The sequence below is a fragment of the Qaidamihabitans albus genome, from assembly GCF_016464705.1.
Classification (GTDB): Bacteria; Actinomycetota; Actinomycetes; order Mycobacteriales; family Pseudonocardiaceae; genus Qaidamihabitans; species Qaidamihabitans albus.
On the sequence record NZ_JAEHOB010000022.1, the window covers coordinates 54,019 to 69,048 of the forward strand.

17 protein-coding genes and 2 pseudogenes are annotated in these 15,030 nt (G+C 68.3%); 9 read left to right on the top strand and 10 right to left on the bottom strand.

Annotation, left to right across the window (positions count from 1 at the left end; all coding sequences use genetic code 11):
* The first annotated feature begins 7 nt into the window (after positions 1-7).
* From JAP66_RS28985 to JAP66_RS28995, 3 genes are read left to right on the top strand one after another with little or no spacing between them, the layout of a single operon-like run.
* Entirely contained in the window at positions 8-448 is a 441-nt protein-coding gene (locus JAP66_RS28985) for an NfeD family protein (protein WP_199435043.1), read from the top strand.
* 2 nt (positions 449-450) lie between these two features.
* On the top strand, positions 451-1,557 hold the full coding sequence (locus JAP66_RS28990; protein WP_199435044.1) for an SPFH domain-containing protein: 1,107 nt from the start codon (positions 451-453) through the stop codon (positions 1,555-1,557).
* Positions 1,558-1,567: 10 nt separating this feature from the next.
* Entirely contained in the window at positions 1,568-1,918 is a 351-nt protein-coding gene (locus JAP66_RS28995) for an HPF/RaiA family ribosome-associated protein (protein WP_199435045.1), read from the top strand.
* A gap of 67 nt (positions 1,919-1,985) precedes the next feature.
* On the opposite strand, the gene JAP66_RS29000 is transcribed toward JAP66_RS28995, so the two are convergent.
* A complete protein-coding gene (locus JAP66_RS29000; RefSeq protein ID WP_199435046.1) occupies positions 1,986-2,807 on the bottom strand; it encodes an MBL fold metallo-hydrolase in 822 nt (273 codons plus the stop codon).
* Between the two features lie 331 nt (positions 2,808-3,138).
* On the opposite strand from JAP66_RS29000, the gene JAP66_RS32520 reads away from it, so the two are divergent.
* From JAP66_RS32520 to JAP66_RS29015, 3 genes are all read left to right on the top strand, one after another.
* Positions 3,139-3,750, top strand: a complete 612-nt coding sequence (locus tag JAP66_RS32520; protein ID WP_307849766.1) for a phosphotransferase — start codon at positions 3,139-3,141, stop codon at positions 3,748-3,750.
* A gap of 169 nt (positions 3,751-3,919) precedes the next feature.
* The gene (locus JAP66_RS29010) at positions 3,920-4,954 is read left to right on the top strand and encodes a M14 family zinc carboxypeptidase (protein ID WP_199435047.1); all 1,035 of its coding nucleotides are present in this window, start codon (positions 3,920-3,922) and stop codon (positions 4,952-4,954) included.
* 76 nt (positions 4,955-5,030) lie between these two features.
* Positions 5,031-5,666, top strand: coding sequence for a LysE family translocator (locus JAP66_RS29015; protein WP_307849767.1), 636 nt, complete (start codon positions 5,031-5,033; stop codon positions 5,664-5,666).
* Positions 5,667-5,694: 28 nt separating this feature from the next.
* Here JAP66_RS29015 and JAP66_RS29020 read toward each other — a convergent pair whose 3' ends face one another.
* On the bottom strand, positions 5,695-5,877 hold the full coding sequence (locus JAP66_RS29020; protein ID WP_199435048.1) for a hypothetical protein: 183 nt from the start codon (positions 5,875-5,877) through the stop codon (positions 5,695-5,697).
* A gap of 17 nt (positions 5,878-5,894) precedes the next feature.
* Between JAP66_RS29020 and JAP66_RS29025 the strand changes: the two genes are divergently transcribed.
* Positions 5,895-6,527, top strand: coding sequence for a hypothetical protein (locus tag JAP66_RS29025; protein ID WP_199435049.1), 633 nt, complete (start codon positions 5,895-5,897; stop codon positions 6,525-6,527).
* A gap of 35 nt (positions 6,528-6,562) precedes the next feature.
* Here JAP66_RS29025 and JAP66_RS32815 read toward each other — a convergent pair whose 3' ends face one another.
* From JAP66_RS32815 to JAP66_RS29055, 7 genes and pseudogenes are all read right to left on the bottom strand, one after another.
* A complete protein-coding gene (locus JAP66_RS32815; RefSeq protein ID WP_268963332.1) occupies positions 6,563-6,691 on the bottom strand; it encodes a hypothetical protein in 129 nt (42 codons plus the stop codon).
* A gap of 58 nt (positions 6,692-6,749) precedes the next feature.
* A pseudogene (locus tag JAP66_RS29030) lies at positions 6,750-7,544 on the bottom strand (glycoside hydrolase family 5 protein); the annotation flags it as partial.
* A gap of 20 nt (positions 7,545-7,564) precedes the next feature.
* Entirely contained in the window at positions 7,565-8,341 is a 777-nt protein-coding gene (locus tag JAP66_RS29035; RefSeq protein ID WP_199435050.1) for a GH12 family glycosyl hydrolase domain-containing protein, read from the bottom strand.
* Positions 8,342-8,370: 29 nt separating this feature from the next.
* Positions 8,371-10,419 carry a glycoside hydrolase family 48 protein gene (locus JAP66_RS29040; RefSeq protein ID WP_199435051.1) on the bottom strand — a complete coding sequence of 683 codons (2,049 nt, stop codon included), beginning with the start codon at positions 10,417-10,419 and terminating at the stop codon, positions 8,371-8,373.
* A 297-nt stretch (positions 10,420-10,716) separates the two neighbouring features.
* Positions 10,717-11,505 (bottom strand): lytic polysaccharide monooxygenase auxiliary activity family 9 protein, encoded by a 789-nt coding sequence (locus JAP66_RS29045; protein ID WP_235999690.1) that lies wholly within the window; start codon positions 11,503-11,505, stop codon positions 10,717-10,719.
* A 125-nt stretch (positions 11,506-11,630) separates the two neighbouring features.
* On the bottom strand, positions 11,631-12,242 hold the full coding sequence (locus JAP66_RS29050) for a mycothiol-dependent nitroreductase Rv2466c family protein (protein WP_199435052.1): 612 nt from the start codon (positions 12,240-12,242) through the stop codon (positions 11,631-11,633).
* Positions 12,239-12,829 (bottom strand): TetR/AcrR family transcriptional regulator, encoded by a 591-nt coding sequence (locus JAP66_RS29055; protein WP_199435053.1) that lies wholly within the window; start codon positions 12,827-12,829, stop codon positions 12,239-12,241. The genes JAP66_RS29050 and JAP66_RS29055 overlap by 4 nt, the downstream gene beginning before the upstream one ends.
* Before the next feature lie 92 nt (positions 12,830-12,921).
* Here JAP66_RS29055 and JAP66_RS29060 point away from each other — a divergent pair, with 92 nt between their 5' ends.
* Together JAP66_RS29060 and JAP66_RS29065 are read left to right on the top strand one after the other, a co-directional pair.
* The gene (locus JAP66_RS29060; RefSeq protein WP_307849768.1) at positions 12,922-13,935 is read left to right on the top strand and encodes an ATP-binding cassette domain-containing protein; all 1,014 of its coding nucleotides are present in this window, start codon (positions 12,922-12,924) and stop codon (positions 13,933-13,935) included.
* Positions 13,928-14,692, top strand: a complete 765-nt coding sequence (locus tag JAP66_RS29065; RefSeq protein ID WP_199435054.1) for an ABC transporter permease — start codon at positions 13,928-13,930, stop codon at positions 14,690-14,692. The genes JAP66_RS29060 and JAP66_RS29065 overlap by 8 nt, the downstream gene beginning before the upstream one ends.
* A gap of 121 nt (positions 14,693-14,813) precedes the next feature.
* Here JAP66_RS29065 and JAP66_RS29070 read toward each other — a convergent pair.
* Positions 14,814-15,030, bottom strand: a pseudogene (locus tag JAP66_RS29070) (vitamin K epoxide reductase family protein); the annotation flags it as partial.

Consider the following 15,030-nt stretch of genomic DNA (forward strand, 5'->3'; position numbering starts at 1 on the left):
CCGCCGGATGGACGTGTGGCTGATCTGGCTGATCCTCGCACTGGCGCTGGGTGTAGCGGAGCTTTTCACACTGACCGCGGCACTGGGAATCCTCGGCGGGGCGGCTCTCGTCACCGTGGGATTCGCGGCGGTCGGCCTGCCGCCGGTCGTCCAGCTCGCGGTGTTCGCCGTCGCGTCCACGGCAGGCATCCTGCTCGTCCGGCCGGTCGCGCGACGGCACATGCTGCAGCCACGGATCGAGCGTTTCGGAGTGGACGCACTCGTGGGGAGAACGGCGCGGGTGATCGCGGAGGTGAGCGGCCAGGACGGCCGGGTGCTCATCGGCGGCGAGGAGTGGACGGCACACGCTCTCGACGAAACCACCGTGATCCCCACGGGAACGGTCGTCGACGTCATGCAGATCAACGGAACTACGGCCATCGTCTACCCCAGGGACCCCAAGGAATAGCCATGGAGATCTCGGCTCTGCTCATCGTGGAAGTGCTCATCGTCCTGTTCGCGGTGCTGACCGTGCTGCGCGCCGTACGGATCGTTCCGCAGGCGCGGGCCCGCAACGTCGAGCGGCTCGGGCGCTACAACCGCACCCTCAATCCCGGGCTCAACTTCGTCATTCCCTACATCGACCGGGTCTACCCACTGATAGACCTGCGTGAACAGGTCGTCTCGTTCCAGCCGCAACCGGTGATCACCGAGGACAACCTCGTCGTCGAGATCGACACGGTGCTGTACTTCCAGGTGACCGACCCGCGCGCGGCGGCTTACGAGATCGCCAGCTACCTCCAGGCCGTCGAGCAGCTCACCGTCACCACCCTGCGTAACGTCGTCGGCTCGATGGATCTGGAGCGCACCCTCACGTCCCGCGACACCATCAACAGTCAGCTCCGGGGCGTGCTGGACGACGCCACCGGCAAATGGGGGATGCGGGTCAACCGGGTGGAGATCAAGGCCATCGACCCGCCGAAGACGATCAAGGACGCGATGGAGAAGCAGATGCGGGCCGAGCGCGACAAGCGGGCCGCGATCCTGGGCGCCGAGGGTGAACGCCAGTCCCAGATCCTCACCGCCGAGGGCGACAAGCAGGGCGCCGTTCTGCGGGCCGAGGGCAACCGGACCGCCGAGATCCTGAAGGCCGAGGGTGAGGCGCGAGCGATCGACCAGGTGTTCCAGGCCGTTCATCGCAACAATCCCGACCCCAAGGTGCTCGCCTACCAGTACCTCCAGATGCTGCCGCAGCTGGCCCAGGGCGAGGGCAACACCCTCTGGGTGATCCCGAGCGAGGTCACGTCGGCGCTCAAGGACGTGTCCCGGGCCTTCACCGAAGCCCTGCCCAAGTCCGCGATCCCGGACGACACCTCGTCCGGGCTGCCTGAACAGGCAGCCGAGGACGCGGCCCAGGCCGCACGGGCCGCCGCCGAGGCGGTCATCGACGCGGCCGAGACCAACGGCGTCCGCCAGTTCGCCGCCACCGGCATCGCCACTGAAAGCACTGAAAGCACTGAGGACACGCGGCACATCGGCGACGCCGAGCCACCCGTCGTCGGCGAAGCCGTCCGGTAAAGGAGAACAGATGCGGATCCAGGTCAACACGGACGACAACATCGACGGTGACGACGCGCTGCTCCGGCAGGTCGAGGCCGAGATCAGTAGCACGCTGTCACGGTTCAGCGAGCAGGTCACGCGGGTGGAGGTGCACCTGGGCGACGAGAACGCCGACCGGGCGGGCAGCACGGACAAACGATGCGTACTGGAGGCCCGCCCCGCGGGACGGCGACCGGTCGCCGTCACCCACCACGCGCCGACCATCGACGAGGCCTGCCACGGTGCCACCCAGAAGCTCAAGCATCTCCTGGAAAGCAGCTTCGGCCGGCGGGAAGACCGCAAGGGCCATGCTTCGATCCGCGGCGGCCAGCAACACTGATCGGCCGGTTTCCTGACCACGGCCGCGCTCCGCGCCCTTCCCGCCGTCGTTCCCGCCGGGGCCGGCCTCAGGTCAGGTGGTCGAAGTCGCCACGCACCCAGCCGATGTGCCGGTCGGCCGACCGCCGCACAACCCGCCGCGCGTCCGAGCCGATCGAGTTGCCGAAGTTGCCGTACAGCCGGTCGAACTCGAAGCGCTCCACGTGCCGGGTCACGCGTTCGACCACGGCGGCGGAGAGCGGGATCCGGTTCGGGAAGCTGCGCATGAAGCTCACCGACCGCCGGTCCGGGTTGGCGAAGATGGTGTCGCCGGAAAGCAGTACTCCCCGGCCGTCCGCGCCCGCCGCCCAGTGCACCACCGCGCTGCCGGGGAAATGCCCGCCGGGCTGGCTCATGGTGACACCCGGCAGGACATCCAGCTTCCCCGTCCACGGGCGGATCGCCGGGTCCGGCCGCGCGACCCACTCCAGGTCCGGCTCCGCGACCAGCACCGGTGGCCCACCCAGCCGCCGGCTCCACTCAACCTGCACCCCGAACATGTGCGGGTGGCTGGCCGCGATCGCCACCACTTCACCCAGCTCCCGCACCTGCCGCACCGCGTCGTCGTCGAGGTAGCCGATCGGGTCCCACAGCAGGTTCCCGGCCGGGGTACGGAGGAGCTTGGTGTGCTGTCCGATCCCCGCGCCCGGGCTGCTGGTGATGCCGAACAGATCGGGTTCGAGCTCGGCGACCTCGACCCGGTAGCCTGCCGCGGCCAGCTCGGTCAGGTTCGTCCACTGCTGGCCCGACTCGGGCACCCACTGCCGCTCGTCGGCGCAGATCCGGCACACCCCGTTCTTCTCGGCGTGCTCGACCGCGCAGGTCCGGCAGATCCAGAAAGATTCGTCCATGCGGTCATCCTGCTTCCTCCGGTCGGCCCGGTCGAGGGCGAGCGGCGGGAATCCGGGTGCGCGACGTCCGGTCGCCCGGCTAACGTCGCCACCGTGACCGACGTGCTGTCCGCGGTGTGCACGCAGCTCGGCCTCGACCCCGCGGCGCCGAGCCGCTTCGCCGGCGGCTCGCTTCCCGTGTACGCCGTCGGAGCGGAGCACGTGCTGAAGCTCTATCCGCCGGAGGACACGCACGAGGCCGTGGTCGAAAGCGCCGCGCTGAGTGCCGTGTGGAACCGCCTGCCGGTTCCGACGCCGCGGGTCGAGCGGACCGGAGGAGAGCCTGAGATCGGTGTGGCCACGGCTGGCTCCGGCCGACCGTGTCGAACTGGCACAGGCGCCCGGCCGGACGATCGCGGCGCTGCACGCGACGTCTCCCCGGCACCTGAACGGTGTGCCGGCCACCGACTGGACCGAGTTCGTCGCCGCCCAACGAGCGCGCGCCGCCGACCGCCAGCGCGCCCACGGGCTCGACGAGAACTGGGCCGGGCAAATACCGTCCTTTCTGGATGGTTTCGGCGATGTGGAACTGGCTTGCCAACGACCCGTGCTGCTGCACACCGAGTTCATGCGGGAACACCTCCTGGTGACCCGCACGGCATCGGGCTGGGAGCTGTCGGGACTCTTCGACTTCGAACCGGCGATGCTGGGTGCACCGGAGTACGAGTTCGCCGCGGTCGGATTGTTCGTCTCCGGTGGCGACGCCGGTTTCCTGCGGGAGCTGCTTCTGGCCTACGGTTACCGTCCGGATCAGCTCGGCGACGGGCTCGCGCGCAGGCTACTCGCGTACACGCTGCTGCACAGGTACTCGAACCTGCCGTGGTACCTGCGCGAACTGCCGGCGCCGCCGCGTCCCTCGCTGGACGCGCCGGCCACCCGCTGGTTCGGTACCGAGACGCGGTGACCTCGCGAGGACGTCCTTCTGCCGGGCAGATGGAACTATTGATTCATGTTTTGCTCGCCCATAGGATCAGCGTGATCGCGATCACTCCCGCTGCTTCGGGGCTGGCTGCAGGACATCCGCGAGGACCAGCTGCGGGTCGTGGACGGGCCCGCCGGATCGAGGAGACGTCATGCGCCGCATTCCGGTTCTCGGTGTCGCCACCGCCCTGCTGGCGGCCGGTGCCCTCACGCTGACGGGGACCGCCCAGGCCGACCCGCCGCACCGGCCTGGCGGCCCGTGCATCCAGGACGGGCAGCAGGTCAGCCGGGCGAGCGTCGCGGGCTACGCCGATGTGGTCCGCGAACTCGATCGCATCGAACGCGGCTCCGGCGGACTCGTCGACGTGGCGAGCGCGGGCACATCCGGCGAGGGCCGCGACCTCCTCTACGCCACGGTGGGCGACGGCCCGCGCACCTTCTGGCTCCAGGCCCGCATCCACGGGGACGAGCTGCACAGCACGGAGGCGGTGCTGCAGGTGCTCGACCGGCTGACCTCGGGAAGCCCGTGGGCGCGCCAGGTACGCGAGCAGCTGACGGTCGTGGTCATCCCGATGTACAACCCGGACGGCGCCGAGGCCAACATCCGGCAGAGCACAACGCCGACGCGCACCGACCTGAACAGGGACTGGGAGAACTTCGTCCAGCCGGAGTCGGCGGCGTTCTGGCGGCTCTGGCGCGACAGCGCCCCGGCGTACGCGCTCGATCTGCACCACATGAGCGAGGCGCCCGTGGTCGCGGGCACCGACGACCTCAACCAGTTCCAGATCGGCGCCCGCTCCATCGCCCCGTCCCGGATGACCGAGCAACAGTGGCGGACGAACCGGGCGATGGCGATGGTCAGCGTCGACGCGCTGTCGGGATACGGCCCCGTCAACATCGCGAAGTACCCGGACATCGACATCACCAACGCGGTCCTCTCCCGGATGCTGCTGGGCGGAACGGCCCCCGCCGGTGAGCAGCCGGTCGCCGGGACACCGACCCGGGGAGCGATCTTCTACGAGGTGCGCTCGGTGGGCCAGAAGAGCAACGGTCAGCTGGAGAACCTCTTCCGGATTCCGACCGTCGCCGTTCTCGGTGCCGCAGCCGGTGACGAACTGGACTCCTACGACGTGTCCGGATACGACGCCGTCCCGTACGCCGAGCGCGGTCGCTGCGGCGACGGCTGAGCCGGGACGTCCGGCGGCGCGGCTGCCCGGGCGAAAATCGCTACCTCGCGGGCGGTGGTTGTGCTCTGATTGCCACGTGGACATTTCCGTGCTCATGGCGTTCGTCGCCGCCGCCCTGGTCATCAGCGTCGTACCGGGCCCCGACATGATGTTCATCATCGCCAACGGCATCGCCAGGGGCCGCAGGGCCGGGGTCGTGGCCGCGCTCGGCATGTCCACCGGGCTGGCGGTGCACACCGTCGCCGCAGCGCTCGGGCTCGGCACGCTGCTGCACGCCGCGCCCGCCGTGCTCGACGCCTTGCGCATCGTCGGCGCGGTCTTCCTGGTCTACCTCGCCGCGACCACGCTGCGGTCGTCGCGCAGGCGCGAGCAACGACCGGCGGAGCAGCCCCCGGCGAACCGCCCGCTTCGGCGCACCTACGTGCTGGCGGTGCTCACCAACCTGGCCAACCCCAAGGTGATCCTCTTCTTCCTGGCATTCTTCCCGCAGTTCCTGGTGGTCGACGGCGGCTGGCCCGCCTGGGTGCAGTTCCTCGTGCTCGGAGCGGTCTTCATCGCCGTCGGCCTCACGGTGGACGGCGCCGTGGGCCTGGCAACCGGCGCCCTCTCCACACTGCTGTTCCGGCAGCCCTCCGTGCGGCGCTGGCTGGACCGGCTCTCCGCCGCGATCTTCGGGGCGCTCGCCGTCCGTCTCGTCGCTGACCAGACCTGACTCGCGGGCCGGGCACCGGCCGGCTCGGTCAGCTCTGCAGCCGCTCGGGTCCGGCGGGCGGCGCCGGGGCCTCGGCGGCCCTCGCGTGCAGGCGTTCGCGGATCTCCTCCGGCGTGTAGGCGCGCCGTCGCCGCTCCGCCCGTGCGATCACCGCACCGGTCGCGGCGACGCCGACGACACCCGCCAGGCCCAGCAGCTTCCACCAGCGCATGTCCCTAGAGTATCGCCATGGGCGAGCAGTGGATCGATCTCGACACGGCCGTCGAGGTGACCCGGACCGGCGACGTGTGGATCTTCCGCGGCCGGTCGGCCGCCGACCGGGCGATTCAGACGCTGACCAACAGCCCGGTCAACCACGTCGGGATGTCGGTCGTGATCGACGACCTGCCGCCGCTGATGTGGCACGCGGAGCTCGGCCGGTCGCTGCCGGACATGTGGTCGGGCACCTACCAGCGCGGCGCCCAGTTGCACGACCTCCGGGACGCGGTGCTCACCTGGTCGCGGAGATACGGCCAGCGGGCCTGGTTGCGGCAGCTGGACCACGAGCTCACCCGTGAGCAGGAGAACGCCGTCCTGCGTACGGTCGCGCGTCTCGACGGCACTCCCTTCCCGTCCACCGCGCGGCTGGCCGGGCGCTGGTTGCGCGGCAGGTTGCCGGGCAGGCACCGCGGCGGCGACCTGGAGAGCGCGTTCTGCGCGGAGGTCGTCGCGATCACCTACGAGGCGATGGAGTTGCTGCCCGGCACGCGCAGGCCGCACTGGTACGACCCCGGCCGGTTCTGGAGTGGCGACGAGCTGGAACTGCTCGGCGGAGCCCACCTCGGTCCCGAGATCGCGGTCCGGGTTCACCAGCACGCGTAGGGTCCCGCTCCGCCCGCGATGGAAAGCGGAATCGGTTACCCGTAGATGGTCGCCTTCTTCGCGGTTTCCCTGATTCCGTCGGCGCCGTCGAAGATGCGCCGGCCCCACGGGGTGAGGCTGTTCGCGTCGAAGTCGTCGACCATGTCGAGATAGCCGACGTCCACTGTTCCCGCTCCATGACCAGCCGATGTAGCCGATGCGACTGGACCTGGCGATCGACATGATCGCGTCCTCTTCCGGGTTGCCGTCCGAGTGATCGTGCCCGAACTCGCCGACCACGATCGGCAGCCGTGCGCCGGTGAAGCTGCCGAGGTAGTCACGGATCTCCGCCGCCGTGTCGAACACGCCGTACATGTGAATGGAGAAGACCGTGTTGCGGTCCGGATCGCCGTCGAACACCGAGCCCGCGTTGTCCCGCATCGTGAACGACCAGTCCTGACCCCAGTTCGGGGCGTCGACCATGATGGTGTGGGCGAATTCCGCACCGCGCAGACGGCTGATCGCCTCCTTCGTGTCCACGGTCCACGACGCGTAGTTCTGGTTGCCGTACGGCTCGTTGCCGATGTTGACGATGACGTGGCTCTCCTGGCCGGCCAGGGCGTCGCGGACGCTGATCCAGTAGTCGACGGCCTGCGCCAGCGTGGCCGCACCGCCTTGCTCACCGTAGCCGGTCGTGTCGTGCACCTCGAGTACGCAGATGAGCCGGTTCCGCTTGCACAGCGAGACGACGTTCGCGACGTCCTCGGCGTCGTTGCGGGTCCAGCGCTGACCGCTGCTCAGCACGACCCGCACCGTGTTGGCGCCGTGTGACTTGATTCCGCCGAAGGACGCCGTCCGGTCGGTGTACCACGTGTGCGGATGGCTCACCCCGCGCAGCAGGAACTCGTTACCGTTCGCCTCGTACAGCCGCCCGTCCCGGACATGGAAACCGGCTGCCGCTTGCGCGGACGGCACGGAGAGCAGCAGCGAGCAGAGGAAGGCGAGGACGGTCACCACGACCAGGTTCCTTCGCAGCATCACCTTCACCCGACCCTACCTCAGTTGACGGACACCGAGAACGAGTTCGTGCTCAGCCCCGCGCCGCCCCGCCACGGTTCGAAACCGGCCTGCACGCTGGTCAGGTACCAGTTCGGACCGACTGAGCCGCGATCGACGGCGTGCCGCGTGAACGCGTCGAGGTCCAGGTTCGTGACCGAGTTGGCGGGCGTGGTCCGGACGAAGCTGATCACGTTCCAGCCGGTGTTGCCCGTCCAGACGTCCCAGCGTGCACCGTCCAGCTCAATAGTGTCTACTTTGGAGCCGATGGGCTGGATGTCGCCCTGGTACTTGAGCCAGATCATCAGCTCCGCGGCGTTCTGTGCGGGCTCGCCGGCATCCGGATCGAACCAGAGGTCGTAGGCGACGTTGTAGACGCCCTGCGCCGGCGAGCTGGTGCTCCAGCTGCTCGCCACCGAGCCCATCGAGTCCACCCGGAGCGGAAGATCGCTTCCGGTGGTGCAGTTCTGGTAATGGCAGCCGGCGTAAACGGAGGGATACGAGGCCGGTGCGCCGTTGGTCGCCTTGTCATGCTCGGCCGTGGTCACCCGGAACGAGGCACCGTTGACGTCGAGGCATTGGGCGGTGTCGGCGCCCCAGACGTTGTTCTGGACGATGTAGCGTCCCTGTTCGACGGATACGGAGTCGTACTTGCCGCACAACAGTTGTGCCGTGGCCGCCGGGGCGGCCACGGCCGGCACGACGGTGGCCAGTACCGTGCACGCGGCCGCGACCAGTCCCGCAGACGCCACGCGATATGAGGTGACGCGCACGCTCATGGGGTTTTCCTTTCGCTCGGTCAGGGCCTTCAACCCTGGGGAAAGAGCTCGTCGTAGGTGGCGAACGCGGTCGCTATCTCCGTCTGCGCCCAGAACCGGTGATAGGTGAACGTGGGCGCCGGACCGCCGTCCAGGTAGGCCTGGACCTTCGGCCAGTCGGCATCCTGCTCGTAGAACGACCGGATCGAGGCGAACGTGGATGAGGAGTCGATCGGGTCGCCGTTCGCCATGCTGCCCGTCCAGCCCTGCGGAACGTGGACCGGATCATCGAAGCGTTCGTAGTCCGACCTGGTCTCCGGCATCGCGATGCCTTTGTCGTCGGAGTGCGCGAGCAGCGCCTCGAGCAGCGACTCACCGGTCAGCCGGGACGACGCGTCGCCGGTGGCGGCCGCGTAGTACAACAGCGTCTTGGCCAGTGCGGAGGCGACGCCGACATCGTTGCTCGTCGTGCCGGACACGCTGACGTGCAGGTTCGGGTTCCCGGTCGGGCTGCCGCTCCAGTCGTCGGGCTGGCCGGTCCAGCGCAGCTCGGCGGGTATCTCGAACGAGCCGTCGGCCGCGGCCGTGGTGTTCGCCAGCGCCCACGGCACCCACTTGTCGAGGATGGCCTTGGCTCGCTCGTCCCCGGTCAGGTGGTAGAGCTGTGAGACGCGTTCCATGCCCCACACCTGGAAGCCGAACCACTGGTTGCTCGGCGGATCGTGCCAGACCGGCTGCTGGTCGTACGCCATGCCGTGGAACTTCGCGCGGCCCGCGGGTGGCTGCTCGTAGCTACCGCCCCAGCTGTTGCTCGCGCCACCCGCGATGGCGCCTTCGGCCGACTGCAGCCACTGCAGGAACTCCAGCTGCCGGTCGAAGCTCTTGGCCCAGTCCTGTGCACCGGTCGCCGACCGCGGGCGCAGGTCGGCGTCCTGCGACAGCGCCCAGGCTGCCAGCGGGTTCTGGTAGCCCTGGTGAGGTGCGCTGGAGCCGATTCGCCACGCCCACGGATACTGCGCGCCGGCGTCCGCGCCACCCCAGGCGTAGTACCAGCCGAGCAGGTAGTGCGAGCTGTCCTTGCCGGTTCCGCCCGGACACGCGGCGGCTCCGACACAGTCGCCGATCCTCTTGAAGTACTTGTCGTACATCGAGTACCGCAGGTAGTCACCCATCCTCGCGGCGTCGCTGACCGCGTCCGAAACGGCCGATCCGTTGCCCTGCGCCTCGGCCCAGGTCTTCGCCAGGTAGGCCACCTGAACGACCCGCGCATCGGCATCCGGGGCAGCGGTGTAGCGCCACTGCTTCGAATATTCCTCGTCGTCGGTGAACAGGTCGACGAATCCGTTCGGGCCGCCGTGCGCGAACGTCTCGCACGAAGGATGGGGCACCGTCTCCCAAACCGATTCCTGCTCGCCGCGCTGGAAGGTGTTCACGTATGCGGGCCGGTCGTTCGAACCGTCGCCGCAGAAGCCGTAGCCATAAGTGTTGTCGACGTCCAGCAACCAGTGCATGCCGTATATCTCGTCGGTGCCGTAAGCCGCCGACAGTTCCTCGGCGATCGGGTCCTGACCGACCGGCACATCGGATTCCAGCCGCGACGGGTACTCCGACGGGTCTCCGTGCTCGGCGGCGTAGGTAGCCGGATCCGACGGGTTGTACCCGGAGTTCGTGGGCTGATCCCTCGTGGCCGGAATGATGTAGGTCTCCATCGACCGCCATGCCTTGTTGAACGGCTCCCACTCCCCGGTGATCCGGCCATAACTGGCCTCGAGCCACAGGTAGTAGCTGAACGCCTCCGAGGTCGTCTCGTGCCCGTGGTCCGGCGCCTCGACGATCAGCGTCTCCACCGAGTGGTAGGGAACGAGCAGGTCTCCAATCTGCCGGAAGTAGCCGTTGGCCGGATCCTTGATCTTCTCGTACTGATCGAGGAACGCCACCTCGTAGTCGGCGGCGAGAGCGGGCCGGCCGAGGGCCGCCGGGGCCAGGTCCGGCTCCGCCGAGACGGCGGCCGGTACCACGAGCGAGCCCGCCAAGACGAGCGCCGCGAGGGCGGGCAACCTGCGTAAGCGTCGTCGCGGCGACGCGAACGGGATTCTCATGACGCTCCTCCGGGAAGCCGTCGTGCGAGGGAATTGACTCGACAGGTCGTGCGTGGTGAATCGGCCCGGGGCGAGGGGTCACGGTCGTTCGTCGCCCCGGGCCGATCCGTGGAGCGGTGTGGAAGCGCTCCCAGGCAAAGGGTAGGGGGCTGGACACCGAAGCGGGAAGACCCGCGGTCCACAATGTTCGAATTTTTTAACTGTTTGTTCGGCTTTCACCTTTCGGCAGCCGGAGAAAGTCAGGGGAAAATCGCCGTCGGGCAAGTTCGGCGCCCGTCGGCGATTATTTTCACCGGGTTAGCGGAAAACCACGTCCGAACAGTTATAGAACGCCTCCGCGCTGTCCGAGCGCTGCCAGATCGAATAGATGATGTGTCGCCCGCTCTTCCCGGACGGAAGCTGCGCGCTCCAGGTGTACTCGGCACCGTGCGGGCCACTGCCGTTGATCGGTGGATTGGTCACGCTGTTGAACGGCGCCGGTTCCAGATCCGACCACCTGAGCGGCTGCGACGGGTTCCAGCCGTCCTTGGTGATGTACTGGTTCCAGGTGCCGGGATGCGCGGCCCAGGCGTTGTACCGAAGCGTGACGGTGGCGCCCGGGCGCAGCTCGGTCGTCGGCCAGTCCGTGCGCGCCATGTTGTACGCGTCGAAGGTCGGCGTTGGCCCGCAAAGCTTCCCGTCCGGGATGATCTCCCGGTGGCGGCCCCCCGCGTCACTGATCAGGTTGCCGAACCAGTTCCACAGCGCGGTCTTCCCGCCCCGCTCGATGGCTTCCGCGCACGCGGGGTTGGTAGGAGCCAGATCCCCACCCTGACCACCTTCGAGACCGTTGACGTAGCACGCGTAAGTCCTGGTGGGCGGGTAGGTCATACCGCCGTGGGCCTGCGCCACACCGGCGTTCAACATCGTGGAACAAAGCAGGGCGACGGCGCTGGTCGCGCCCGTCAACGCCACTTTGCGTCGCGTCTTCACGGGGTCTCCTATGTTGTGATCGTAGTTTCCCGTGACCCGGCTATAACGGTATAGACGGATCGCAATCGAGATACCGCCAAACAGGTAACCCGGCCTCCGAAAATCAGCGTCCATTCTTTCGGTCGTCGATCTTCGAACGCTCTGGAACCGATATTTACAGTTTCCGCCGATACCGTAGGCCGGCCCAACCGGAAGCGCCCCCAGTGACGTCCGCCTCGACGAGTCGAGCGATCGGATGGTCAAGCCTTGATCTCACGCAGGGTCGGGATGCTGGTGATCAGGAGCGTGGCGTCCCAGAGGCGGAGCGCGTCTGTCCACCCGGGAACCGCGCTCAGGACAGGGCCGAAGATCGACTGCTGCTGTTGCCCGTCGGGGGAGGTGATGGTCAGGACGGGGGTGCCGATCTCGGCGTCGATGCGGTCGACGCCAGCGTGGTGGGAGGCGCGCAGCGCCTGGTCGTAACCCGTGGAGGTGCCGGCTTCGGCGAGTCCGATGGGGAGGCCGCTGCGCTGCAGTGCTTCGCCGATGTCGCCGATCCATTCCCGCTCGGTGCTATCGGGCTCGGTCCACAGTGCGTCGTAGAACGTTCCGAGCGCGGCATGTCCGTGCTCGGTCTGGATGGCTGTGGCGACCCGGGCGGGAATCCACAGGTAGCCGTGGGGGTCGTCTTCGGGGTCGTCGTCGCGATGCTCGTTGAGCACCGCGAGGCTCATCGCGCGCCAGCGCACCTGAAGAGACAGCTCGCCGGCGATCTGGGTGATCCAGCGTGCGGTGTGGCGGGTGAGCGGGCAGGCGGGGTCGAGCCAGAAGTCGACGGCCCAGCCTGTCTCGGTGTCGGTCCTGCCGGTCACGCAGGTCCACCAGCCTTAGCGGTGATGCCCTGTTCCAGCGTGCGGGTCACGGTCGTGGCGACGTCGAACTTGGCCAGGACGCCTTGCTCGACCTGCTCGAAGGCGGTGTAGGACACGCCCCACAGGACTTGCTGTATCCATTCGGCGGAGAGCTGGTCGTCGAACACACCCTGGGCCTGCCCACGACGGATGAGCTCGATCACCGGGTCGTGTGGTGTCGGGAGGTCAGGTTCGGCGGTGGGGACGACATCACGCACCAGGGACTGGTCGCCGAAGACGAACATGATCGCCTCACTCGCCGAGGCCAGGGCGGCGACTACGCGGCGCATTGCCTCCAACGGGTGCCCCTTGTCGGGCTCTGCCTCCGCGATTGCGCCACCGATGCCTTCCAGGGCGTGCTCCGTGGCGGCGCGCAGCAGACCATCGCGTTCAGGAAAGTAGCGGTGCAGGGTCGTACGGCCGACCTCCGCAGCCTCGGCGATCTGGGGCAACGTCGCCGACCGGTCTCCCGCCCAGACACGCACCGCGGCCGTCACGATGGCCCGTTCAGTCCGGTTCCTGGCGCTGGATGCCTGCTTCGCACTCATGGCCGGATGGTATCAGTAGCATCCGTTGCGGATTCATCTACATCATTAATGGATGTTTGTAGTTCCACGATGGATGCCCTAAGGTCCGAAGGATGAGTGCAGAGCAGATGATCCGCGCCGAGGGCCTGCGCCGGACCTTCAAGGCGGGCAGGGAGACGATCGAGGCGGTGCGCGATGTCAGCTTCGATGTCGCGACCGGTGAGCTTCTGGCGCTGCTCGGGCCGAACGGCGCCGGCAAGTCCACCACCTTGCGGATGCTGACCACGCTGTTGCCGCCGACGGCGGGCAGCGTGCACATCGCAGGCCATGATGCGGCACGCGAACCAGGCCGGGTGCGTGACGCGATCGGCTACGTCGGCCAGAAGAACGCCTCCGGGGAGAACCACCGCATCCGCGACGAGCTCATCACCCAGGGCCGCTGCTACGGCCTCAAGCGCCGTGACGCGCAGCGCCGGGCCGACGAGGTGCTGGAGACCCTGGGCATCAGCGACATGGCCGCCCGCGTCCCCGGCACACTCTCGGGCGGGCAACGACGACGCGTGGACATCGCCCTCGGCCTCGTCCACAACCCGAGCGTGCTGTTCCTCGACGAGCCCTCCACCGGGCTCGATCCCGACAGCCGCGCCGGCTTGTGGGCACAGATTCAGCGCCTGCGCCGCGAACACCGCATCACGATCCTCCTGACCACCCACCACCTCGACGAGGCCGACCGAATGGCTGAGCGGATCGTCATCGTCGACCAGGGCCGGGTCATCGCCAACGGCACCGCGGACACGCTCAAAGCGGACCTGGCCGGCGACTGGCTCCACGTCACGGTGCCGGCCGCCGACGCTGCCCGCGCCGCCGGTCTCGCCGACCTGATGGCCGGCGTCTCCGACGTCACGACCGAAGGACGGACGGTGAACGTGCGGATCGCCGACGCCGACGCCGCCCTACCCGCCTACCTGCGGCTCCTCGACCACGACTCGATCAGGGTCACTCGTGCGAGCGTGCGACGCCCGTCCCTCGATGACGTTTTCATCAACCTCACCGGACTTCGGCTCGAAGAGTCTGGCGACGCCCACGAGGCCACCACCGACGAGCCGACCGGAGCCACCCATGCCTAAGCTCATCCGCGACACTGCCACGGTCTTCTCCCGCGAGATCACCCCAGAGCTTCGCTCCCCGGTCAGCATCGTCCTTGCCATGGGACAGCCCCTGCTGTTCCTCGTGCTGTTCGGCTCGATGCTCGTCGGCACCGGAGCCGACCTCGGGACCGGCACCGGCGACGTCTGGCAATGGTTCGTCCCCGGCATCCTCGTGATGATGTGCCTCATGGGGCCGCTGTCCGCCGGCCACAGCATGCTCGGCGAACTCAACGGCGGACAGATGGAACGCTTCCTCGTGACCCCCATCAGCCGCACCGCGATCATCCTCGGACGCACCGGGAAAGACACCGTCACCCTGTTCGCCCAGGCGGTCCTCATCGCCGCGACCGCCATCGGCTTGGGCATGCGCCTCCACCTGCCCGGCGCCCTGGCCACCATGGTGCTGCTGACCGTCATGGCCGTCGGACTCAGCGCCCTGTCCTACGTCCTGGCCATCGCCTCCAGGCCCAGCGGCAACCTGTTCTGGATCGTCACCCAGATGCTGATCTTCCCGATCATGCTGCTCTCCGGCATCCTCCTCCCCGTCGACGCCGGACCCGGCTGGCTCAGCGCCGTCGCCGCGATCAACCCCGTCACCTTCATCGTCGACGGCGCACGCGCCCTGTTCACCGGCGACTTCCTCAGTGCCTCCGTGCTCTCCGGCGCCATCGCAGCCGTGGCGATCGCAGCCATCGGGCTGATCCTGTCCACCCGTGCCATGAAGCGCGGCATCTGAGCAGGCCGTGGGACATCGCAACGCTCGCTGTCGTTCGAGCGCCGACGACGACTCACCGGTCGTGGGTGCGTAACAGTGTTCAAAGTCGCGTACGCACTCACGAGAGGTGACCAGGCACGGCTCAGAGCAGGGTGCTCCAGTAGTACCAAAAGACTTCGAGTACCAGGGCGATGATCGCGAGGTACCAGAGCACGAGAGCCAGGGAGTGGTAGTGGGCCAGGCCGCGCGCGGCGGGCCGGCTGCTGGGCGAGAGGTGGCCGCGGGTGAGGTTGTGCAGGGTGGTGTACCAGAAGATCGGGATGGTCACGGCCCACACGACCATGCAGTACGGGCAGAGC

Excerpts from the sequence above, each read along its gene's own strand:
- JAP66_RS29025 (WP_199435049.1), top strand. The coding sequence starts at position 5,895 with ATGGGCGAGCAGTGGATCGATCTCGACACGGCCGTCGAGGTGACCCGG.
- JAP66_RS28995 (WP_199435045.1), top strand. The coding sequence starts at position 1,568 with ATGCGGATCCAGGTCAACACGGACGACAACATCGACGGTGACGACGCG.
- JAP66_RS29045 (WP_235999690.1), bottom strand. The coding sequence starts at position 11,505 with ATGGACGCTGATTTTCGGAGGCCGGGTTACCTGTTTGGCGGTATCTCG.
- JAP66_RS29020 (WP_199435048.1), bottom strand. The coding sequence starts at position 5,877 with ATGCGCTGGTGGAAGCTGCTGGGCCTGGCGGGTGTCGTCGGCGTCGCC.
- JAP66_RS28985 (WP_199435043.1), top strand. The coding sequence starts at position 8 with ATGGACGTGTGGCTGATCTGGCTGATCCTCGCACTGGCGCTGGGTGTA.
- JAP66_RS29060 (WP_307849768.1), top strand. The coding sequence starts at position 12,922 with ATGAGTGCAGAGCAGATGATCCGCGCCGAGGGCCTGCGCCGGACCTTC.
- JAP66_RS29040 (WP_199435051.1), bottom strand. The coding sequence starts at position 10,419 with ATGAGAATCCCGTTCGCGTCGCCGCGACGACGCTTACGCAGGTTGCCC.
- JAP66_RS29000 (WP_199435046.1), bottom strand. The coding sequence starts at position 2,807 with ATGGACGAATCTTTCTGGATCTGCCGGACCTGCGCGGTCGAGCACGCC.
- JAP66_RS29010 (WP_199435047.1), top strand. The coding sequence starts at position 3,920 with ATGCGCCGCATTCCGGTTCTCGGTGTCGCCACCGCCCTGCTGGCGGCC.
- JAP66_RS29065 (WP_199435054.1), top strand. The coding sequence starts at position 13,928 with ATGCCTAAGCTCATCCGCGACACTGCCACGGTCTTCTCCCGCGAGATC.
- JAP66_RS29055 (WP_199435053.1), bottom strand. The coding sequence starts at position 12,829 with ATGAGTGCGAAGCAGGCATCCAGCGCCAGGAACCGGACTGAACGGGCC.
- JAP66_RS29035 (WP_199435050.1), bottom strand. The coding sequence starts at position 8,341 with ATGAGCGTGCGCGTCACCTCATATCGCGTGGCGTCTGCGGGACTGGTC.
- JAP66_RS28990 (WP_199435044.1), top strand. The coding sequence starts at position 451 with ATGGAGATCTCGGCTCTGCTCATCGTGGAAGTGCTCATCGTCCTGTTC.